The organism is Nostoc spongiaeforme FACHB-130 (assembly GCF_014698475.1).
Lineage (GTDB): Bacteria > Cyanobacteriota > Cyanobacteriia > Cyanobacteriales > Nostocaceae > Nostoc_B > Nostoc_B spongiaeforme.
The window spans coordinates 13,983-36,787 of record NZ_JACJTB010000006.1; the positions used below are offsets into that span (position 1 = coordinate 13,983).

The 22,805-nt window shown below is 38.4% G+C and carries 14 protein-coding genes; 8 read left to right on the forward strand and 6 right to left on the reverse strand.

Features of this window, described 5'->3' with window-relative positions:
- Positions 1–10: 10 nt before the first annotated feature.
- Both H6G74_RS07495 and H6G74_RS07500 read left to right on the forward strand, forming a co-directional pair.
- A complete protein-coding gene (locus H6G74_RS07495; RefSeq protein WP_190967083.1) occupies positions 11–772 on the forward strand; it encodes a DUF5331 domain-containing protein in 762 nt (253 codons plus the stop codon).
- Positions 773–950: 178 nt separating this feature from the next.
- On the forward strand, positions 951–2,354 hold the full coding sequence (locus H6G74_RS07500) for a ferredoxin:protochlorophyllide reductase (ATP-dependent) subunit N (protein ID WP_190967084.1): 1,404 nt from the start codon (positions 951–953) through the stop codon (positions 2,352–2,354).
- 79 nt (positions 2,355–2,433) lie between these two features.
- On the opposite strand, the gene H6G74_RS07505 is transcribed toward H6G74_RS07500, so the two are convergent.
- Positions 2,434–2,955 carry a hypothetical protein gene (locus H6G74_RS07505; RefSeq protein WP_190676732.1) on the reverse strand — a complete coding sequence of 174 codons (522 nt, stop codon included), beginning with the start codon at positions 2,953–2,955 and terminating at the stop codon, positions 2,434–2,436.
- 191 nt (positions 2,956–3,146) lie between these two features.
- Positions 3,147–3,383, reverse strand: coding sequence for a hypothetical protein (locus H6G74_RS07510; RefSeq protein WP_242051176.1), 237 nt, complete (start codon positions 3,381–3,383; stop codon positions 3,147–3,149).
- 1,068 nt (positions 3,384–4,451) lie between these two features.
- Here H6G74_RS07510 and H6G74_RS07515 point away from each other — a divergent pair.
- Entirely contained in the window at positions 4,452–7,526 is a 3,075-nt protein-coding gene (locus H6G74_RS07515) for a non-ribosomal peptide synthetase (protein ID WP_190967085.1), read from the forward strand.
- 161 nt (positions 7,527–7,687) lie between these two features.
- Positions 7,688–13,078: a trifunctional serine/threonine-protein kinase/ATP-binding protein/sensor histidine kinase gene (locus tag H6G74_RS07520; protein ID WP_190967086.1), complete on the forward strand. Its 5,391-nt coding sequence runs from the start codon at positions 7,688–7,690 to the stop codon at positions 13,076–13,078.
- Between the two features lie 353 nt (positions 13,079–13,431).
- Here the strand turns inward: H6G74_RS07520 and H6G74_RS31475 are convergent, their stop codons facing one another.
- Positions 13,432–13,557 (reverse strand): hypothetical protein, encoded by a 126-nt coding sequence (locus tag H6G74_RS31475; protein ID WP_277927133.1) that lies wholly within the window; start codon positions 13,555–13,557, stop codon positions 13,432–13,434.
- A gap of 312 nt (positions 13,558–13,869) precedes the next feature.
- Between H6G74_RS31475 and H6G74_RS07525 the strand changes: the two genes are divergently transcribed.
- From H6G74_RS07525 to H6G74_RS07540, 4 genes are all read left to right on the forward strand, one after another.
- A complete protein-coding gene (locus H6G74_RS07525; RefSeq protein WP_190967087.1) occupies positions 13,870–15,663 on the forward strand; it encodes a glycosyltransferase family 39 protein in 1,794 nt (597 codons plus the stop codon).
- Between the two features lie 313 nt (positions 15,664–15,976).
- Positions 15,977–17,368 carry a malic enzyme-like NAD(P)-binding protein gene (locus tag H6G74_RS07530; RefSeq protein ID WP_190967088.1) on the forward strand — a complete coding sequence of 464 codons (1,392 nt, stop codon included), beginning with the start codon at positions 15,977–15,979 and terminating at the stop codon, positions 17,366–17,368.
- Positions 17,369–17,563: 195 nt separating this feature from the next.
- Positions 17,564–19,834, forward strand: a complete 2,271-nt coding sequence (locus H6G74_RS07535; protein ID WP_190967089.1) for a PhoD-like phosphatase — start codon at positions 17,564–17,566, stop codon at positions 19,832–19,834.
- 98 nt (positions 19,835–19,932) lie between these two features.
- Complete coding sequence (locus H6G74_RS07540) at positions 19,933–20,355, forward strand: peptidoglycan-binding domain-containing protein (protein WP_190967090.1); 423 nt, start codon at positions 19,933–19,935, stop codon at positions 20,353–20,355.
- A 122-nt stretch (positions 20,356–20,477) separates the two neighbouring features.
- Here the strand turns inward: H6G74_RS07540 and aroF are convergent, their stop codons facing one another.
- The 3 genes from aroF to rpsO all read right to left on the reverse strand — a co-directional run bounded on the left by aroF (position 20,478) and on the right by rpsO (position 22,647).
- Positions 20,478–21,536 (reverse strand): 3-deoxy-7-phosphoheptulonate synthase, encoded by a 1,059-nt coding sequence (gene aroF / locus H6G74_RS07545; RefSeq protein ID WP_190967091.1) that lies wholly within the window; start codon positions 21,534–21,536, stop codon positions 20,478–20,480.
- A gap of 361 nt (positions 21,537–21,897) precedes the next feature.
- Complete coding sequence (locus H6G74_RS07550) at positions 21,898–22,365, reverse strand: PAM68 family protein (protein ID WP_190967092.1); 468 nt, start codon at positions 22,363–22,365, stop codon at positions 21,898–21,900.
- A gap of 12 nt (positions 22,366–22,377) precedes the next feature.
- Positions 22,378–22,647, reverse strand: a complete 270-nt coding sequence (gene rpsO, locus H6G74_RS07555; protein ID WP_190705130.1) for a 30S ribosomal protein S15 — start codon at positions 22,645–22,647, stop codon at positions 22,378–22,380.
- Positions 22,648–22,805: the final 158 nt, after the last annotated feature.

Below are 22,805 nucleotides of genomic sequence, written 5' to 3' on the forward strand. Positions count from 1 at the left end.
AGGGACAAATATGGCTTTCTTTAGTAGCTTTACAGATTCAATTAGACAAAAGTGGTTGCAGTTCTTCCAAGTTAACCGTGACTGGATTACCTTGCACATGGAAGTCGAGTCAGTGTATACCCCCGATGGCGGCAAGCGACCACCTTCTTACCTCATCCTGGGAGTTGTGAACGCGCTAGAACCAAAACTAGCGCAGTTGATGATGCCCTTTTCCAAACTGAATGCTGATGCTGACACCTTAATTGAAGTGTTGGAACTGCATTTTGACCCAGATATTGTCCTTGGTAATCGCTTGAGTCATCCTCTAGTGGAACCAGAGACAAATCAAGAAGAGTCAACAGTTGTGCTGCCAGATGACAATGTTGATGATGAAACCTTAGCAATTTCTCACCTCAACGGTTTTGGTTTAGATGATAGTGAAGTAAACGACAAGGAAACCAACCAAGAATTAAGTGATGTTTCCTTGTCTAATGAACAGAACGGCAAACATGAGCCTCAAGCAGCCATCGCAGATGCGATCGCGCCTGAGACTGATGATTTTGGCGATGTGTCCTTTCAGAGTGACACCACATCAGCAACCAAACTAGATGAAGAAATTCTCGGTGACTTAAACACACCAGATGAAAACGCTTTTAATGATGTTTTGTCTGATGTTTGGGGTGATGAAACCGGATTGCAAAAGGGTGAAGAAAATAATGATTTTCTAGGGGAAGAATTACCAACTGGTGTTTTTGATGACTCAGAAATTGCCCGTCTCTTCCCCAACAGTTAATAGTTACTGTTTCAGTTGAATTTAGGGATTGCTCACTGTGCTGTACAGAGTAGGGAGTAGGGAGTAAGCAGTAGAGAGTAGGGTATGATCATCCTCTCACTACTTATTCACTCCCCAACTCTTCCTATTGCTGACCCTACATTCATCTGCCTTTAAATTACAAGGGGAGAAAACCAAAATGACTGTCGCGCAACAACCAGAAGCTTTAAACTTTGAGTGCGAAACTGGGAATTACCACACCTTCTGTCCGATTAGCTGCGTGGCGTGGTTGTACCAAAAGATTGAAGATAGCTTCTTCTTGGTGATTGGGACAAAAACCTGTGGCTATTTTCTCCAAAATGCAATGGGGGTGATGATTTTTGCTGAACCCCGTTATGCAATGGCAGAGTTAGAAGAAGGTGATATTTCAGCACAGTTAAATGACTATGCAGAATTAAAGCGGTTGTGTGAGCAAATAAAACGCGATCGCAACCCCAGTGTAATTGTCTGGATTGGCACTTGCACCACAGAAATTATCAAAATGGACTTGGAAGGTTTAGCACCCAAGTTAGAAAGCGAAATAGGCATTCCCATTGTTGTCGCCCGTGCCAACGGTTTAGATTACGCTTTTACCCAAGGTGAAGACACTGTTTTAGCCGCAATGGCACATCGCTGTCCTACCCAAGCACCCATAACCGAAAATGAGAAAAACGAGCGCAACGCCATTCAAAAACTGCTCAACTTTGGTAAGAAAAAAGAAGATGTAGTTCAAGAAGAATCAGAATACGTAGATCATCCACCTCTAGTTCTTTTCGGCTCCCTCCCTGATCCAGTTGTTACCCAGTTAACCCTAGAATTAAAGAAACAAGGCATCAAAGTTTCTGGCTGGCTACCTGCTAAACGCTTCACAGAACTACCCGTGCTAGAAGAAGGATATTACGTTGCAGGTGTTAACCCCTTCCTCAGTCGCACAGCTACCACCTTAATGCGTCGCCGTAAATGCAAATTAATTGGCGCACCCTTCCCCATCGGCCCTGATGGAACTCGCGCCTGGATAGAGAAAATTTGCTCAGTCTTTGGCATCACACCCAAAGGACTAGAAGAACGAGAAGCACAAATCTGGACAGGCTTAGAAGACTACGTAAAACTAATTCGTGGCAAGTCTGTATTCTTCATGGGTGATAACCTGCTAGAAGTCTCCTTAGCGCGGTTCTTGGTACGTTGTGGAATGACAGTCCATGAAGTTGGCATTCCTTACATGGATAAGCGTTACCAAGCAGCCGAATTGGCAATGTTAGAAAAAGCTTGCCAAGAAATGGGTGTACCTTTACCCAAAATTGTCGAAAAACCAGATAATTACAACCAAGTGCAGCGCATTTATGAGTTAAAACCCGACTTAGTAATTACTGGAATGGCTCACGCTAACCCATTAGAAGCACGCGGCATTAATACTAAATGGTCTGTAGAGTTTACCTTTGCTCAAATTCATGGTTTTAGCAATGCCCGTGACATTTTAGAATTGGTAACTCGTCCACTGCGTCGCAATAATAATTTGAAAGACTTGGGTTGGGATAAGTTAGTCAGAGAAGAAGCGAAGATTTAAAATTTGGTTTTGAAATACTTAATTATTTAGAGGCGAATTGAGTTCGCCTCTTTTTATGTATCATGGAAAATCAGTGAATCTACTTTAACTTGATTAAAGGTTTTAGCCATTCTCCTTTCTCAGCCAATACACCTGTAATATAATTTTGAAATCCAGGTAATCCGCCATGCTTGTTCCAATGTTCATTAAAATCATTGTTATTTGCTAAATAATGAGCTTTTCCGTCTGGAGGAAAATTAATTGAGCAGCCAAATATTTCTTTGTTATGTGGAATATTTGTTAAATCACTTGTGTGGGAAAGATTTTTCAAATCATTTGCCTTCCAAATTATTTGAACTAAACGACCAATGCTAAAGTCATAGCCAGAACCATCATCATAAACAGTGTCATTAAAAAATTGAACAACATGCGTTACATGGGCGTGTTGCCTAATAATCAGGAGATCACCTTCCTCTGGCTTTTCTGCATTAGCTTCACCTCCCTTTTTCCAATGCAAGATAAATATTTTTGATGTTTCGTCTATTTTATAATCCCAGTATATTTTTTTATCACCTTGATAATTTACGTTTTTACTCCACTTTAATTTAGATAAATCAGTCATTATCATCTCCATTTTATTCTCAACAATCTAATTTAATATTTCCCGATAATCTGAATAAAATAACATGATTAGGTGAAATTTAAGCGCAATAGTCATTTAGATTGGTAGGTTGGGTAAAGCGAAGCATAACCCAACAAAGGTTAGGCTAAACTTATAGAAATTTAAAATCAGTTTAATGCGTAAGTTAGGCTTTAATTCGCCTTATTAACCCCTGTAGTAACAAGATTAGCTCCTGAAAAAATCAGATTGAGCAAATTATCAGACTTATTAACTTGAGCAGGTTGTCCAGTTATCTCTCTTAACCAAGTAACAACCTGTTTAGTTCCGACTTCTCGAATTACACCGCCAACTCGTTCTAATGTTCCATTTGCTAAACCTTTAACAACCCAATCAGCAAGCATAAAGGTTACTGTAACTGGTAGACTCACAATTTTCTCCTCATTCTTGACATTCATAGGACTTACGGAGTGAGACTGAAAACCAATCTCCACAGACAATCTTGGTGCTTCAGCCCTAATTCACAATGTCTCCTCAATTAAGTATTCCCAGTTACACCTACTAAAATTGATGACTACACTCAGCAAACAAGTCTAAGCAAGTTAGTGGGGCGTTGCATAAATGCCATATAGCTTCAGGAAAAAGCCCCGCCTATGGTTTCCCTACTTCAGCCAAGTGGCGTTTGTAGGTGTTCAAAACCCTTATACCCCTTATTTACAGATAACTCTGCTGCGTAATTTACGTCATAAAAAAGTTGAATTTTTAACACGTACCAGCAAAGTATTCATATTTTTAACATACTTAAGTATAAATACATAAAAATTTAAAATTACAATATTTGTTTTTCAATAAATTGTTTAGACAAAATAAATTACTCGTAAAAGATTGATTAAAACCTTTATTTAGTAAGCAACAGATATCAAAGTAATTATTTATCACCTACTTAAATATCTTTGCATAAGTATTTAAAATAGTTACTTTATAAAGTTAAAGATTTGAATTACTATCTGGATATTTAATACCAGCTATGTCAAGATAAATTTCTAGCTTCATATTCTTATCCCCAGAACTTTAGATGATCATCTCACCAGCTAGATTCAAAAAACCTTATATTAAAATGCTGAATGAATAGGTAAATCTGGAGTTATTCATTTTTGAATGAGTCGGGGTTACTACAAGTTTGCTATCAATTATCAAACCTATCTCTTTTGAAGATGACTGATTTCTAGTAAACAAATCTTGAATAAAAATACCTTAGTATCTGATGAAATTCAGTTTTCCCTTGCACCTTTAATTATGCAGTTAGTTCATACACAAGTTATGTTCACACTCAGTCTTGGACTGTTCTAACATCTCAAAGGAACAACTAAAAAAAACAGATATTCTAATATGTCGAATTTTCCACCATTCCAGTAAATACTTTGATTTTTAGTTTTATCAATGTCATCTACCAATATTTAATCTCGCATTTTTTGACCAAAAACGAATCTGTAAATATAATGAATACTCAAAATTTATCCATTCCTAAAACTGTTGTTTCCTTAATCGATTTAGTTTTTCAGAAATATCATGATGAATTGGCTGTCATTGTAGAAGAACAGCAGTTTACTTACGGTGAATTACAGCGACGGACAGAACAGCTATCTCAATACTTAACAGCCCAAGGTTGGCTACAACCTAACAGTTTAGTGGGACTCTGTATTGAACCTTCTTTTGAAATGATAGTTGCAATCTGTGCCATTTTAAAAGCAGGTGCAGCGTTTGTACCGCTTGATCCTGATTTACCTCGTCAGCGACTCAGCTATATGATTGCTGATGCTAAATTAACCACAATTTTGACACAGCAAAAGTTTGCTTTTGACCTTGAGCCAGCTATGCGGCAGAGTGGTTTGGATGGACAAATGTGTTTTCTAGACACTCCTACTGTCTGGCAACCTTTAACTGCGTCCTTTGCATTAGACCCCGTAGAGCCTGAACAATTAGCGTACATAATTTATACATCTGGCTCCACTGGCATACCTAAAGGTGTAATGTTGACCCATCAAGGTTTGCTCAACCTTGCAGAAGCTAGTTGTAGCACTTTTAATATTACACCGGGCTTACGCTTACTTCAGTTTGCTTCTATCAGTTTTGATGCCGCAGTTTGGGAAATCTTCACAGCATTATGTGGTGGAGCAACTTTGGTATTAGGCGCAAGAGAGCAAATGCTTCCTGGACAACTCTTGGCAAACTTCATCGCAAAACATCAGGTGCATTGGGTGATGTTATCTCCTTCTGTACTTGCAACACTCACACCTTTTCGCAATCACTTAACTGATTTACGTATGGTTGTGGTAGGTGGTGAAGTTTGTCCTGTCTCGCTTGCTCAAGCTTGGGTATCACCCCAAACTCGCTTTTTCAATGCTTACGGGCCAACGGAAATCACTGTTTGCTGCACAATGTATGAGTTTCAGCAACAGGATATGAATCTGCCTATTGGCTATGCACTGCCAAATGTAGAGCTATATGTTCTTGATGAAGAGCTTCAACTTTGTCAGCCTGGTGAAAAAGGTGAGCTATATGTAGGCGGTATGGGAGTAGCCAAAGGCTATCTCGACAAACCTGAAATTACCAGTTCTCGTTTTCTGGATAACCCGTTTGGTGTGGGCAAAATTTATAAAACGGGCGATATTGTTTATGAAGATGTTGATCATCCAAGATTAATACACTATGCAGGTAGGTCTGATCATCAGGTAAAAATTCGGGGCAAGCGCATAGAAATAGAAGCTATTGAAATGATACTTGCTCAACATCCAGGAGTACAGACGAATGCAGTTAAGGCAATTAAAACTACACGTATAGAAAGTAGTGATGTAGCGGAAAATTACGGTATATCAATGCTGGTTGCATACGTTGTTCCGAAATTTGGGCAGTTTTTGACAGAAAAGCACTTACAACGCTTTGCAGCCGAGCAACTACCAGATTATATGGTGCCAACACGTTTTGTGTTTATGGATGAATTGCCTTTGCTACCTAATCGCAGCAAAGTAGACCGCAATGCTTTGCCAGAACTGCCTCAAACACCATCTTTTGTCACAGATACGATGGATAACTCCATCAAAATTGCGGTAGTATTTGACGAAGCTTTAGAGTTACCGACTGGAACTTGCAAGCCTCACTCAAATTTCTTTGAGATGGGTGGTAGTTCTCTGTGCATAGCTCATGTTTTATATGGACTGGAACGGGATTTTGGTGTGACTATTCCTTCTCGCTTAATTTATGAATATTCCACACCATCGGATGTAGCAAAATTATTGGAGCAATTTAAACTCAAAAGTGAAAGTGTCGCTCATGATAGACACATTGATTTAAAGGCAGAAGCCGTACTTTCACCAAATTTGAATACATCAATTTGGCAACAAGCACCACAAGCTAAATATGACTGTGCATTGATTACAGGTGCAACAGGTTTTCTAGGCGCACACTTGCTGGATGAACTGTTGAGAAGAGGTAGCTATAGAAAAATCTATTGCTTGATTAGAGCAGAAAGCCAAGCCATTGCGATTGAAAGGCTACGTACCACTTTCATACAATATCAGTTACCAACGGCGAAACTAGAACAGGTAAATGTTATTAATGGCGATCTCGAACAACCACAGTTGCAACTGTCAACACAATTATTTGACCAACTGGGTGACGAAGTTGATCAAATTTATCATGTAGCTGCTGATACTAATTACATCAAACCTTACTCATTGATCAAAAAACCCAATGTTGATGGGACTGCAAATATTTTGACTTTAGCAGCACATCGTCGACACAAAACTCTGCATTATCTATCTACTTTGGCTGTTTATGGCTCAATCACTTCATTGCTGGGTATAAATGATGTTGTAGAAGACCTTGACATTGACCTATGTGAAGGAATTATGTCTGTAGAGTATGGATATGTACGGTCAAAGTGGGTTGCAGAAAGAATGCTACACTCAGCCAAAGAGCAAGGATTAGCAGTTTCTATTTACCGTCCTGGTTTTATTTCTGGACACAGACAAACCAAAATCGCTAACCTGAATGATATGTTTTACCGCTTTGTGAGTGGTTGTATTCAGATGGGTATGTATCCAGATTTTCCTGAAAAACGTTGGGTTCCAACACCTGTAGACTATGTGGCTGAAGCGATCGCTCATCTTTCACTGGATACAAAATATACAGGTGGTCAGTACAATATCCTTGTCCCTCAAGAAAAGGAATTAAGCCATTTAGAAATATTTGAGTACATTCAAGAGTTGGGTTATCCTCTACAAAAGATTTCACCAAAAAATTGGTTGAATGCACTTTCTACTCTGCCAACCACAAATCCTTTACATCCACTAATTTCGTTCTTCCAAGAGAAAGTTTATCAAGACCGCAGCACTATTTTAGAGGTACACCATCGCACTCCCAACTTCCTGACAGAAAATGTCCTTCAAGCTATCGAGGGTACTAATATTGAATGTCCAGCAATAGACAAAAATCTGATTAGACAATACTTACCCAATTTTGATAGACATTTCTTAAGCAGACAGTTCCAAAATCCAGCAGTTCTCAATTATTAGTAGTTAACTAGATTCCCAATTTTTATTTAAAATTGGGAATCTGAGTCTTATACTTCTACAAGAGAATAGACTGAATAGAGTATCAAAATTTTTAATTTGTAACTCAGGAAAAAATAGTTAACCTTTTAACTATTTTTTGTTTATTCACAAAGGTAATAATTATGTTAGCAGTAGATTCAATATCAGGGTATGACTTAAACGAAATGCTCCATGAAGGAGATGATACCATTATTTATCGTGCTAAATCAGTATATGACCAACAACCGATTATTCTCAAAATACTGAAAGCTGATTATCCTTCCATAGATGCGATCGCTCGTTTGAGGCATGAATATAAAATTACTGCAAACCTAGATTTATCGGGTGTAATTAAAACCTTAAGGCTAGAAACTCATAAAAATAGGCTGGCGATCGCATTTGAAGATATTAATGGCTACTCATTAAAACAAATGCTAAGTCAAGGCAAACAAGACTTAAAGAGTTTTATGAGCATTGCCATTCAATTAGCTAAAGCTCTCGTATCTGTACATAGTTGTAATATTATTCATAAAGATATTAAACCTGCCAACATCATCATTAATCCCGAAACTAGAATTGTCAAACTCACTGACTTTAGTATTGCATCACGTTTAGATAAAGAAATCACCCAACTAGCTAATCCCAATCAACTAGAAGGTACTTTGGTTTATATGTCTCCAGAACAAACAGGGAGAATGAACCGTAACCTTGACTATCGCAGCGATTTTTACTCTCTGGGAGTGACTTTTTATGAAATATTGACCGAGCAATTACCTTTTCAAAGTGATGACCCTCTAGAATTAGTTTACTCTCATATTGCCAAAGAACCTATAGATATTGAAACATTAAACCCTGAAATTCCTAGTGCCATCTCCGCCCTGGTTAAGAAACTGATGGCAAAAAATGCAGAAGACCGCTACCAAACAGCTAAAGGATTACTAGCAGACTTAGAAATTTGTCGGGAACAGTTAGAAACAACAAGTAAAATCATAGATTTTACACCTGGTCGCTTAGATGTTTTAAGTCAATTACTAATTCCTCAAAAACTGTATGGTAGAGAAGCTCAAGTTAATTCACTTTTAGATGCTTTTGAGCGTGTTAGCCACGGCAAACGGGAATTGATATTGGTTTCTGGATATTCAGGAATTGGTAAATCTTCAGTAGTCAATGAAGTCAATAAACCCATCACTCGTGCTAAAGGCTTTTTTATTAGTGGTAAATTCGACCAGTTTCAACGTAATGTTCCATACGCTTCATTGATTCAGGCTTTTAGTTCATTAATGCAACAATTGCTGACAGAAGATGACAACAAGTTTGAAACATGGCGGCGTAAAATATTAGCTGCGGTAAAGTCCTATGGAAAAGTTATTATTGATGTGATTCCCGAAGTGGAATTAGTGATAGGCAAACAACCAGATGTAACACCACTAAATGCAGCAGAATCACAAAATAGGTTCAATCGGGTTTTTACAGATTTTATCCGCGTCTTTGCCACAAAAGATCATCCTTTAGTCATCTTTTTAGATGACTTGCAATGGGCTGATGCTGCTACTCTCAAGTTAATAGAATTGTTAATTATTGACCCAAAAACTAAATATTTATTGTTAATTGGTGCTTATCGCAATAATGAAGTTAGTATTACACATCCTTTAATTCAAACAATTGAAGAAATTAGTAAAAAGCACAATTTTGTCAACAATATTGTGTTACGAGCTTTATCAGTTGATAATTATCAGCAATTAATTGCTGATACACTAAATGATAATTCAATAAAAATAAAAACTTTAGTAGATTTATTATACAATAAGACGGCAGGAAATCCGTTTTTTCTAACACAATTATTACTGGTATTACATCAGGAAAAATTATTTGAATTTGATTTTAATCTTGGTTCATGGCAGTGGGATATAGAGAAAATCCAAAGCATTGGAATTATTGATCAACGTATCGTAGAATTAATTGCCAATAGAATTAGAAGCCTGCCGATCGCTACACAAGAAATATTGAAACTAGCTGCTTGTATTGGTAACAGATTTTCCCTGGATATCCTTTCTATTGTTAGTGGCAAATCTCTCACCAGTACGGCAAATGATTTGTACTCTGCATTGCAATGTGGATTAATTTTACCTTTAAGTGATGCTTACCGCATTCCATTAGTTTTTGAACAGGAAGAATCTGCTAAACTAATTTTTGATTCTAAGCAAATTGCTTATAAATTCTTACATGACCGTATCCAGCAAGCAGCTTATTCATTAATTCCTGAAAGTCGAAAACAAGAAACACATTTACAAATAGGTCGTTTATTACTAGAACAAACACCTGCTGAATTAATTTCAGAAAATATTTTAGATATTGTTAATCAATTGAATGTTGGCTGGGATTTATTAACTGAAGAATCAGAAAAATATGAACTAGCAAAGCTGAATCTGATCGCAGGTAAAAAAGCAAAAGCTGCTACTGCATATGAGGCAGCTGCAAGATATTTAAATATAGGTTTAAAGCTTTTGGCAGCAGATAGTTGGCAAACCAGCTATGAACTCACATTGAACTTATATACAGAAACCACAGAGTTAGAATATTTAAATGGGAATTTTGAACAGTCTAATTATTTAGGAAATATTGCCCTTAATCGATCTATTAACATTCTGGATAGGGTGAAATTATATGAAGTAAGAATGCTGATTTGTATGGCACAAAATCAGATGCCAGAAGTTCTTGATATTGGAGTCAAAGCTCTCAAAGAATTAGGTGTAACCTTACCAAATAACCCTACACAACTACATGTGTTATCAGCATTAGTTGAAACAAAAATAGCATTGATAGGGAAACCAATCGAAAAGTTAGCCTTATTACCTGATATGTCTGATCCTTATAAACTAGCAGCTATGCAAATATTATTGCAAATTGTTCCTGCTGCTAGCCAAGCAGGCTCTTTTCTATTTCTGTTATCTGTGCTGGCAATGGTGAGATTATCCATTAAATATGGTAAATCACCTGTTTCGGCTTATGGTTATGCAGCTTACGGTACTGTTTTAACTGACAAATTTAACCAATTTGAAACAGGGTATAAATTAGGAAAGCTCGCAGTGGAATTACTAGAAAATATGGCTGGTAACTCACTCAAAGCCACAGTTTACTTTGTACATAATGGTACAATTAGTTTTTATAAAGAGCCACTTAAAGACACAATCCCACCACTTTTAGAAGGAATGCAGAGTGGACTAGAATTAGGCAATATCGAAAATGCTGGTTATTGTGCTGTAATTGCAGGCTATCATGCGTTACTTTCTGGAGAAAATTTAGAATTAGTAGAACAAAAAATATCTGGCTATGTTGATTTAATGCAGAAACTAAAGCTGGAATCTCTAGCAGCAGCTACCAGCCTTTTTAGACAAGCTGCTTTAAATTTACGAGCCAAGTCATCGCCAAAAGCTGTGTTAATTGGTGAGGCTTTTGATGAAATTACAATGGCATCAGATTTATTGAAGAATTTTTCCTTTAAAGGTTTTTATTATGGATGTAAAACAATTGTATGTTATTTATTTAACGAATATCAACTAGCAATAGAAAATGCTGTCTTAGCAGAAAAAACTCATGCAGATAATGTAGGTCTGCTAATTTATGTGGCTAATAATTTTTATTACTCTTTAGCTTTGACAGCACTTTATAATCAAGCTGAACCTGCACAAAAGCAGCAATATTTAAGGCAAGTAGCTGCTAATCAAAAGCAAATGAGAAAATGGGCTACACAAGCACCATGTAACTTTCAGCATAAATATGATTTGGTGGAAGCTGAAAAAGCTAGAGTATTAGATCAATTCCAAGTAGCAGTAGACTTGTATGATCGTGCTATTGCTGGAGCTAAAAATAATGGTTATATTGCTGAAGAAGCTTTAGCCAATGAACTCGCAGCCAAATGTTATATAGAGTTTGGTAAAGAAAAAATTGCCAAGATGTATATGACAGAAGCTTATTATGTTTATATTCATTGGGGTGCTTTAGCGAAGGTTCAAGCCTTGGATGAAAATTATAATCATTTAATTATTCGTAGTGTAAATCATAAACAATCTACAATAGATGTTACCCGCACAATTGCCACAACTAAAATTAATTATACAGGCACAACAAGTAATAACGATGGTGTTTTAGATTTAGCAACAATACTGAAAGCTTCACAGGCAATTAGTGGTGAAATAGTTCTTGATAAACTTTTAGAGAAGCTCTTACGAATAATTTTGGAAAATGCTGCGGCTCAAAAGGGATGCCTGATTTTGCTGGAAGATAATGAATTGTTCATAGAGGCAATCAATGATATTGATAGCAACTCAATTATCTTGCAATCAGCTCCAGTAAAAGCAAGTACAGATATTCCAACTTCTATAGTTGAGTATGTTGCTAGGACTCAAGAAGTTTTAGTCATTAATGATGCTCTTAGTGAAGCTAATTACCAATCTGATTCTTATATTCATAAGCATAAACCAATTTCAATATTGTGTAATCCTATATTCTATCAGGGTAAATTTATTGGAATATTGTACTTAGAAAATAGACTGATTGCTAGTGCATTTACCAAAGAAAATCTCAAAGTATTAAATTTAATTACCTCTCAAGCAGCAATTTCTTTAGAAAATTCTCGACTATACCAGCAAGCTCAAAACTACGCTAAACAATTAGAGTCTTCGCTGTCTGATCTTAAGGAAATGCAATTGCAATTAGTCCAGAGTGAAAAAATGTCTACTTTGGGTAATTTAGTTTCCGGAATAGCTCATGAAATTAATAATCCTATTGGATTTATTATTGGCAATTTAAAACCTGCAAATGAGTATATACAGGATTTGTTAAAGGTAATTGACTTGTATGAAAAATACTATCCTCAACCAACACCAGAAATTACTAAAACTCTGCGAGATGTCGATGTAGAATATGTGCGGGAAGACTTACCCAAACTAATTGCTTCTATGCAAGAGGGAGTCAACCGTATTTATGATGTCAGCTTAAGTTTGCGTACCTTCTCTAGGGGAGATACTCAAAAACCCAGCGTTTGTAATATTCACGAAATTATTGACAGTACAGTTTTAATTCTCAAACATCGCTTGAAAGCTTCTCAAGCTCGTCCAGCAATTGAAGTTGTCAAAAATTATGATGACTTACCATCAGTGCGCTGTTTTCCTGGACAACTTAGCCAAGTGTTTATGAATTTGATAGCTAATGCTATCGATGCGTTAGAGGAGTCAAATGTAGGACGTAAGATGGATGAAATTAAAGCTCATCCCAATTGCATTACACTTACTACCAAACTAAATGAAGAGCATGATAGGGTATTAATTTCCATTCAAGATAATGGGATCGGAATATCTCCTGAAGTTCAACAGAAGATTTTTGATCATTTATTTACCACTAAACCAGTGGGTAAAGGAACAGGTTTGGGATTAGCGATCGCTCGTCAAATTATCATAGAAAAACATGGTGGAAGTATTCAGGTAAATTCTCAACCTGGTGAGGGAACAGAGTTTATCATCCAGTTACCAATATAAGCCTGAGTCGTAAATAAGTTGTTTTAGTCTCAAGCTAAACGTAAGTCTTACGTTTAGCTTGAAAACCAGCTTGTCTACTGCTATAGGAATACGGTTTGATTCCTGAATCTAGTTGTGTAAGCAGGGAGTAGGGAATGGGGAGTAGGGAGTAGGAAAGACGGCTGATTTGGGTGTACTGATTTTTTTCATAAATCAAATATGAGTCCTATATTATATATCGTTTGAATATTAAGAATTGATAACTTTTTCTAAGCTTAAAGTATTAAGTTGTTAAAATATGAACATATTTGCTAAATGTTTAGCCACAAAGTCTCTCTTTTTAAATCCTTTATTATTGCTCTGATACTCAGTGATTAGCTTTGAAGATACTTTGATTTAAAAGTATCTTTTTTATTGTGAATATCTCTTGTTTGTGCAGGAGCAATTTTTTCGTAATTTTGGCGTTTGACTTCAGCTAAATTATATACAGCAGTTTGCATATTCGTGAAATACTGTAGAGACGCTAGATGTAAGGTCTTTACATGATTTTGGGTTTTATGCTTGTACCTCATTTACTCAAAATATGCTGTGACTAACTGTTAAATTTGTTCTGATTATATTTTTTGCCATTCAGTATCAAAATTAACAATCTTCATTTAAATTTGATCTAAATCCACAAAACTGATATTAGTACTAATACTGTTGATTGATAACTTTGTACGATCGTTAATCGTGTCTGACGATAGATTGACTATCGTATCCGAATTTTATCAATCAGAAAGTTAAAAACTAGTATAACAAAATTTAAATTAATGCTGAGATTTCAACAGAACTATCATACAAAGTTCCTAAAAGCTTGGCCTTATTACATCACAATTTTAATTTTGTTGGTGGTTTTTGCTATTTACAGCTATTCAGTTTTCTCCGAAAAATTATATTTAGGAAGCTTTGTAGATAAAGGAGCGCGTTTTTTAATTGCTATGCAATATGCTCAGGAACCAAGCAAAGCTTTAGAGCTAAGTTCTTGGGTAGCAATTTGGCCGCCTGTTCCTTTTATTATTCAGTCTTTTATTCTGCGCTTGGTGCTTTTTCAGGGAGTATCTGATATTAGTTTAGGCATTAAAGCCATTGAGTTGACTAGTGTTGCTCTTGTTTTAATAGGTTTCTTTTTTATTAGTCGTGCTGTTGCTCTACAAACTAATGATAGCACTGGCGTTTTAGCTTGTTTAATGTGTCTATGCACGCCTTTACTATTGGATTTAGCACATACTCCAATGTCGGAAGGATATAGCTTTTTCTTTGTCTCAATAGCTATATACAGTGTATTGAATTATCTGGAATCAGATAAAAAAATCAGTTATGTAATTGCAATATTCTGCTTTGTTTTAGCCTATTTTTGTCGGACAGAAAGTTTATTTTTTTCTTTGATTGCTGGAGCTTTTTTGATTGCACATAAACGCTGGAAGCCAGCATTATTAATTGTCAGCATCACAATAGCAGTAGCATTATCTCAAATATTAGGGGCTAATTTTTTGATCCAAGGTAACAAAATTTATGATAGGGAAATCTGGGGAGAACCACAATTAGAAAGGTTAAGACAAGCACAACAAATGCTACTTTTATTGTTGCGATATAATAAAAAGCTGGTTTTTCTGTCGTTAATCTGGATTATCCCTCTAATTTATTTTCAGTTCAGCCAGGGAGCTAAAGCAAATAATAGAATCATTACTGCTCCTAGAAACATTAAGCCTAATTTGATATATACTCTACGTCGATTCCAAAATTGGCTAGTTAATGACGCTATTGCTATTTGGACTATTTTGTTTTTATTTTCACTAGCATTCCCGATTATTCTCCTAATTAGAGGTGGGCTGACTTATCAACCAAGATTTATGTTTTGGGCTAACATTTTTATGAATATGATGCTGGCTTTAATCATTGCACGGACTAATTATATTATTTCTTCAATAAGAAATAAAAGATTAGCTAAACAGTTAGTGATTGCAAGTCTAACATTAGTAACAGTGTTCTCTCTTTCATCTGGATATGCTTATGCAAGTGCAAGTGAGAAAATCCAGAAAATGCCATCTGATGTCAAGGATGTAATTCATTTTATCTCTGAACATCAAGTATCAAACACTCGCATAGCATTTGATTTTTTAAGATGGGAAGAATATAGTTTAGCTGCATATTTATTAGATCCGCAAATTAAGAAAGTTGCAACTCAATTTTCATTGCGATGGACTGTGTTTCCGCGAGAGATTGATCCAGACGTGACATCTTTGTTAAGTAAAAAATTTGATATCCCTGCGCCGGAGAATACGCCTGAAGGACAGGTGGCTATCGTACACGCTTATATTCATGCTAAACAACCTGGATATTTTGTCATAGCCAGTAATAGTTTGTATGACAAGCTCAAACAAAAATATAAAAATCAAGAGATAGTCAATGGTGCTGGGACAATTAACCGTCTGCGGAAGTACTTAACTCCAAAAGATACTGCTAACTCAATTTTTGATTTTCAATCGCCTTATATTTTGCCTGACAAGAAAATTACTTTGACGAAAGTTTATGAGAATGATTCTTATGTTGTTCTCCGAAATTAATTAGCTAGAGGAACTTGGTTTGATTTGTGAATTTATTTGTTTAGCTAGGGTTCATTAGGGAATAAGGGAGATAAGGGAGACAAGGAAGATAAATTACTGTTGCGTTTCTCTAGTCATCAAGTAGCTGTGTAATGTAAGATTCTGAATGTAAAAATTCGGAACCAAAATTAAGGCGATCGCACTGACTAACCCTCAAGGCGATCGCTTCTTAGTGATGCAGGAAACGTCAGGGTCTTTGTAGATTTTAGTTTTAGTCTAGATTTTTACTCAGCAATTCAATATAAAATCTAAAATTCACTATTGCAAAATTACAATGGCAGACCTAACTCCTAATTCCAGTTTTAGTTTGACACTGCGGTTGCAGATTCCCAACCGCGTCGGGATGTTGGCATCAGTGACACAGGCGATCGCAACTTGTGGTGGTAATCTGGGGCAAATAGATTTAATTGAACAAACCCGTCAAGAATCTACCCGCGATATTACCGTGGATGCGGCTAGTACAGAACATGCTGAAACCATTGTCCAAGCAATCAAAGAACTACCGAACATTAAGGTGATCGATGTTTACGATCGCACCTTTAATTTACACCGTGGTGGCAAAATTAGTATTGCCAGCCGCATTGCTCTGAAGAGTGTTTCTGATTTAGCAATGGCTTATACTCCTGGTGTGGGGAGGATTTGTAAAGCGATCGCCGCCAACCCAGAAGAAGTTTACAATCTGACAATTAAACAAAACACTGTCGCTATTGTTACCGATGGTAGTGCTGTTTTGGGATTGGGTAATCTCGGACCGGCGGCGGCTTTACCTGTGATGGAAGGCAAAGCTATGCTATTTAAGGAATTTGCTGGTATTGATGCTTTTCCTATTTGTCTAGCTACCCAAAGTACCGATGAGATTGTTCAGGCGGTGAAGCAAATTGCGCCTGTGTTTGGTGGTGTGAACTTAGAAGATATTGCTGCGCCCCGTTGTTTTGAAATTGAACAAAGATTACGTCAGGAATTAGATATTCCAGTGTTTCATGATGACCAACATGGCACAGCAATTGTCACTTTAGCAGCATTATATAACGCGCTGAAATTAGTTAACAAATCAATGGCAGACATCCGTATTGTCATTAATGGTGCGGGCGCTGCGGGTGTGGCGATCGCGCGGTTACTGCGGAAAGCTGGGGCGCAAACCATTTTGATGTGTGATTCCAAAGGTATTCTTTCCGTTCACCGCACTGACTTGACAGAAGAAAAACAAGAATTTGCCGTCAAAGCCCAAGGAACATTAGCCGGCGCAATGCAAGGTGCAGATGTCTTTATTGGTGTCAGCGCCCCTGGAGTTTTAACCCCAGAAATGGTGCAAGCAATGGCGAAAGATCCCATTGTGTTTGCTATGGCCAATCCCATTCCTGAAATTCAGCCAGAATTAGTTAGCAAAATTGTGGCGGTAATGGCGACAGGACGCAGTGATTACCCCAACCAAATTAACAATGTGTTGGCTTTTCCGGGAGTCTTCCGGGGTGCTTTAGATTGTCGCGCTAAAGAAATTACAACCACAATGTACTTAGAAGCAGCCAGTGCGATCGCATCTTTAGTCAACCCCAGCGATTTGAGTCCTGAACATATTATTCCTTCTGTGTTTGATACCCGTGTCGCCCCGGCTGTGGCGGCGGCTGTACAAAGGGCGGCGCGTCAAGAAGGTATTGCCAAGAGTTGAGTATAATTTTTGTGGGATAGGCAAGTTGCCTATCTCCCAGAAAAAGAAAATAGAGATCAATTAACCGCAGATGTACGCAGCGAAAAGTTGAGCCAGTGCGTTGGGCGGGTTCCCCGACTCCCTCACTGGCGTTGCGCGTCAGAGTTTTCCGGCGCAAAACTTTTAAAGACAGATACACGCAGATAAAATTCACTCATGCAGTATCCTTTTGGAAGTGAGTTCATTGCAGAACTGCCGCTAATTTTGGCAGGGCCAATGCTACAACATACTGAATCAACAGCCGTGACGGTATGGATAGCCCTCAAGCAGTCTTGTCGGGTAGAACTGAAAATTTATGAAACAACAAATCAAGGTGCAACATTAGGAAATTGTTTGTTTACTGGGGAACGCGCTACAGTTGCTTTGGGTGAATATCTGCATGTTGTGGCGGTGACGGCTGAATGTCACGATGAAAATCATCTGCTGGGCGATCGCATCTATGCCTACACTTTACAATTTATCTGTGGTACAGAACAGCAAACTTTATCGCAAGCATTAAGTTCTGAGAATTTTGCCGCAGATAGCATTAGTTATTTTGACCATCAACAACCAACCTTTGTTTTACCTCCCAGCCGTCTGCAAAATTTAAAAATTGTCCACGCTTCTTGTCGCAAACCGCATGGACATGGGTTGGATGCGTTACCAATTCTCGATGGTTTAATTGCAACTACCGCAACTCAACCCCAACGCCGCCCCCAGCAATTGTTTCTCACTGGCGACCAAATTTATGGTGATGATGTTGCTGATCCTTCCTTATGGGTGGCGACTCATTTGGGCGATATTTTATTAGGTTGGGAAGAAAAGTTACCAGTCAGCCCAATTAGCTGCACTCCCAAGGAATTACCAACCAGACAACGGGCGGAAGTGGCGACAGAACAAGCAGGTTTCACCGCCGGATTACATAACAAATACAGTAAAGTTAACAGTCATCTGCTGAGTTTGGGGGAATATTACGCGGCTTATATATTAACTTGGTCGCCTGTATGCTGGCCGCGGAAATTTCCCCCAGGAACAGAAGTAACTAGCGATCGCCAAGGTATCAAAAACTGGAATCGAGAAGTCAAAGATTTACAACAATTTATTTATACTTTGGGAAAAGTGCGCCGTGCGTTGGCGAATATTCCCACCTACACAATTTTTGATGATCACGATGTTAGTGATGACTGGAATTTGAATCAAGCTTGGTGTTTGCGGGTTTTGGGCAAACCTTTGGGGCGGCGGGCAGTGCAGAATGCCCTGTTAGCTTACAGTGTGTTTCAAGCTTGGGGAAATACACCCGAACAATTTACCTTTGGTCAATCTGGGGAAAAACTGCTGGCGGCGGCGGAAATTTGGTCAGCTTCCCACGGTACAGATAGTTATGCCGATCAAGCGATCGCTCTTTATCTTGGTCTGCCAGATACCGATTCTCTCACAGGCCTACCAACTTTTACGCAAGATTATTCCACATTAGTTTTAGCCAGACATCCCCAGTCTCTCAATTGGCATTACACCATCCGCAGCCCAATTCATGAAGTAATTGTTCTCGACACCCGGACTTGGCGGGGTTATCCAGCCGACGCGAAACCCATCGCCCCACCCAGATTATTATCACCTCAGGCGGTAAAACAACAACTGCTAACACCTTTACAAGCAACAACCAATATTCCCGCCACATTTGTGATTGCACCTACCAATGTCTTTGGTTTAAAAGTGATTGATTGGGTTCATCATTGGCATTTAAAAAACGACAAGGTTTTTTCGACAGATGTGGGTGATGCGTGGAATATTCATACAGAAGCATTGGCGCAATTTCTCACAACTTTATTTGCCCAACGTCAACAAGTTATTGTCTTGTCGGGGGATATTCACTATAGTTCGGCGGTGCGTTTATCTCATCAAGATATTGATTCCCAATTGTTATCTGTATTGGTGCAGTTAACTTGTAGTGCGTTAAAAAATGAAGAATTTCTCACGCGGTTAATTCACACCAAGTTGAAAAATTGGCTATTACCAGAAAAAGTCCGATATTGGTTAGGTTGGAATCATCCTGCTGATATGGAGGAAGTTACCGCTAAAAAATGGCAGCGCCAAAACTCGCCCCGACCTCACTGGCGTTGTGCGTTAGAGTTGATTCCTCGGCAAAAAACCCAAACTGCGGATTTAGCCATTGATGTATTAAGTTTTATTGCTCCTTGGAACCGCCCAGAAAAAGCGAAGTGGCGATCGCTACAATTTTTAATGTTTTGGAAATCCCCTTGGTTTCAAGATGGAAAAGAAGTAGTAGGCGTGAATAATTTAGCATTAGTGCAGTTTGAACCAACCGATGAAAGTCTTGCGAGTAAAGTCATTCAAGATTTATACTGGTTTTCTTCCTGGTATACAACTGAACTAGTTTACTCCCGGTTTGAAACTCAACTGCTACCTGATAATGATGTATTTCATTAGGAATAGCATCAATAATGGGTGTAGCTAATGTTAATCGATAAAACCCGATTACTCAGTAATTCAATCTTGCAGCTTGAAGATGTGGAGCTTTAGTAAATATGATTACCTATAACAATGCTCAATTCCGTTCGATTTTATTTGGATTAGGATATCTAGCTCAAGATTTTGCGGCTGCGTCAAAAGGGTTTCCGGTTAGCAAAGATAATTCCCCACTCACAACCATCAAAGTTATACAAGCAATCAAAAACTTTCAGGCGGACTATGAACTACAGGTAGATGGTATAGTCGGGCCAAAAACAATGGCGAAAGCGGAAGAAGTCATCAGAATTTTGCAATATGAATTGAATGTAGTAGTCAAAGCAGACTTACCCAAAGATCATCCCTTTTATGGGCCAAGAACTGTAGCCGCAGTCAAAAAATTTGCCGCCCAATATTCGGCTGAAGATGAAGCTGCAACCACTGGTGTTGCAACTTTAGAAATTCGCAAAAATCTTGATAGAGTAGCCAAACAGTTAATTTAAATCTATTGAAAACTTACAGCAGCATATTCTTAGAATCCTGTAGAGACCTTACATATAAAATCTCTACAGGATGTTGGGTTTTATGCTTGTGCCTCATTTACCCAAAATACGCTGTATTTCCCTTAAGCCAAAGCCACTGTCGGTTGTGGCCAGCGTCCTACAGCTTTGCCAACTACAGCCAATTCTTGCATTAACTGGTCAAAACGCTCTGGTGTCAACGATTGTGGCCCGTCAGAGAGGGCTTTTTTCGGATTGGGATGCACCTCAATCATGAGAGAATCAGTACCTGCTGCGATCGCAGCCATCGCCATAGCTGGTACAAACTCCGCCCAGCCAACACCATGACTAGGATCAATCATAATTGGCAGGTGTGTGAGTTTCCGCAATACAGGTACTACCGATAAATCTAGGGTGTTGCGGGTGTACTGGCGGTCAAAGGTGCGAATGCCGCGTTCACATAAAATCACATTGGGATTTCCCGCCGCCAAAATATACTCAGCCGCCATTAACCACTCTTCAATTGTGGATGACATTCCGCGTTTCAACAGTACTGGCTTGGGTTGTGCGCCGACTTTTTTTAGCAGCGAGAAGTTCTGCATATTTCTCGCCCCTACCTGGACAACATCAGCAATTTCCACAATTTTATCGAGTTCAGCAGCGTCCATCACTTCAGTGATTATACCCAAACCGCTCACTTCTCGCGCCTTAGCTAGTAAATCCAAAGCACTTTCACCATGTCCTTGAAAAGCATAAGGCGAAGTCCGGGGTTTGTATGCACCGCCGCGTAAAAACTTAGCACCTGCGGCTTTAACTCGCTGTGCTGTTTCCACAATCATTTCTTCGTTTTCTACCGAGCAAGGGCCAGCCACCACCACTAAAGGACGTTGTTCGCCAAATACAACTGCACCATCAGGAGTATTCACCACCACTTCCGAAGCTTCACCATGACGAAATTGACGACTGGCGCGTTTATAAGGCTGTTCTACCCTCAATACTTGCTCAATCCACGGACTAATTTCTTGAATTTGTAGGGGATCTAAATCCGCAGTATCACCTACCAAACCAATTACAACTTTGTGTTTACCTATAATTTTTTCTGGTGTTAGTCCCCAGCTAGTTAGTTCCTCGTCAATGCGGTTGATTTCCGCCTCTGGGGAACCAATCTTCATGACTACGATCATTTTTAATTACCTGATGATTTGAGTGAAATATAGCAGTAGGCAGGAGGCAGGGGAAAAAGTCTTATTATTCCTGGTTTTCAAGCTTTTCAATTGTCCTAACATATCTGACTACCGCTATATCAAATGAATAAGCTTAACTATATTCTCGTACTTCTCAGTGTAGTGCGTAATTTTTAGTGATGAGAAGTTAACATTTATATTTATAAAAAAATAAGGCGCTCAGTCTTGGAACTACTGGATATTGGGTGACATCAGATAGTAGATTTCTGGATTAGCAATGTTGAAGTTATATAACTTTAACTTCAACATTTATACGCAAATTACCCAATACTGAGTTATCTGAATACCTGAGCGCCAATTATCAGAGGTTCTTTTGTCGAGTTTCGCGCCAAACCGCTACCATACGTCCGAAATTGGTGGAAAACTCACTGATTCCAAGTAAACCTCCGGGTCTTTCTTCATCCCAAGAGGCTGAAAGAACGCCGTAAGTAATGCCTAACACACCTAAACCAAATAGCCCCATATTAACCAGTAAGACGGCAACAGGAGCTATTTTGATCTGGGCTTGTGTCGCTAGTAGATAGCTAACTACTAATGTAGTAATCCCCAAGGCTGTGGGGACACCACAAAAAAATGCCACCCGCCGAATCATCCTCTGACTCACCACTTGGGGAATAGCCATTTCTTCTTTTGTAAATGGCTGTTTCTGGCTGGCTGATTCTGTGGAAATATTAGATTTGATGGGAGTTTTTTGAACTTTTACAGGTTTTTGGCGTTTTTTGTTCGGTTCAAAAGGCAAACGACTGCGTTCAGATTCTTCAGCAGACATAAGCGATAGTCCCTATCCACGAATACCAAGGCGAGCAATCAAAGCTTGATATTTTTCCCGACTTTCTTGCTGGAGATAAGCCAGTAGGCGTTTACGATGACCAATTAGCTTAAGCAAACCACGTCGAGAAGAGTGGTCTTTTTTGTTAGCTTGGAGGTGTTCGCTGAGGCGGTTAATTCGCTCGGTTAACATTGCGATTTGGACATCAGTCGAACCAGTATCGGTTTCGTGAACTTGGAAGTTGGAAATGATTTCTTGTTTGCGCTGTTGCGTCAGAGCCATGATCTATTTTTCTAGTTTTTCTAAATATATGCAGCAGTCTCCCATAATATCACAGCCATAAAGCTGTATGGGGAATTAGTTGCCAGTGATTATTAATTATGAGTATTTTTGCTAAACTTTTACATTTATTTTAACTCTGGCGATCGCTTGAAGTATTT

Coding starts and splice junctions, on each gene's coding strand:
- aroF (WP_190967091.1), bottom strand. CDS start 21,536: ATGATCGTAGTCATGAAGATTGGTTCCCCAGAGGCGGAAATCAACCGC.
- H6G74_RS07540 (WP_190967090.1), top strand. CDS start 19,933: ATGATTACCTATAACAATGCTCAATTCCGTTCGATTTTATTTGGATTA.
- H6G74_RS07495 (WP_190967083.1), top strand. CDS start 11: ATGGCTTTCTTTAGTAGCTTTACAGATTCAATTAGACAAAAGTGGTTG.
- H6G74_RS07515 (WP_190967085.1), top strand. CDS start 4,452: ATGAATACTCAAAATTTATCCATTCCTAAAACTGTTGTTTCCTTAATC.
- H6G74_RS07535 (WP_190967089.1), top strand. CDS start 17,564: ATGCAGTATCCTTTTGGAAGTGAGTTCATTGCAGAACTGCCGCTAATT.
- rpsO (WP_190705130.1), bottom strand. CDS start 22,647: ATGGCTCTGACGCAACAGCGCAAACAAGAAATCATTTCCAACTTCCAA.
- H6G74_RS07505 (WP_190676732.1), bottom strand. CDS start 2,955: ATGACTGATTTATCTAAATTAAAGTGGAGTAAAAACGTAAATTATCAA.
- H6G74_RS31475 (WP_277927133.1), bottom strand. CDS start 13,557: ATGCAAACTGCTGTATATAATTTAGCTGAAGTCAAACGCCAAAATTAC.
- H6G74_RS07525 (WP_190967087.1), top strand. CDS start 13,870: ATGCTGAGATTTCAACAGAACTATCATACAAAGTTCCTAAAAGCTTGG.
- H6G74_RS07500 (WP_190967084.1), top strand. CDS start 951: ATGACTGTCGCGCAACAACCAGAAGCTTTAAACTTTGAGTGCGAAACT.
- H6G74_RS07520 (WP_190967086.1), top strand. CDS start 7,688: ATGTTAGCAGTAGATTCAATATCAGGGTATGACTTAAACGAAATGCTC.
- H6G74_RS07550 (WP_190967092.1), bottom strand. CDS start 22,365: ATGTCTGCTGAAGAATCTGAACGCAGTCGTTTGCCTTTTGAACCGAAC.
- H6G74_RS07530 (WP_190967088.1), top strand. CDS start 15,977: ATGGCAGACCTAACTCCTAATTCCAGTTTTAGTTTGACACTGCGGTTG.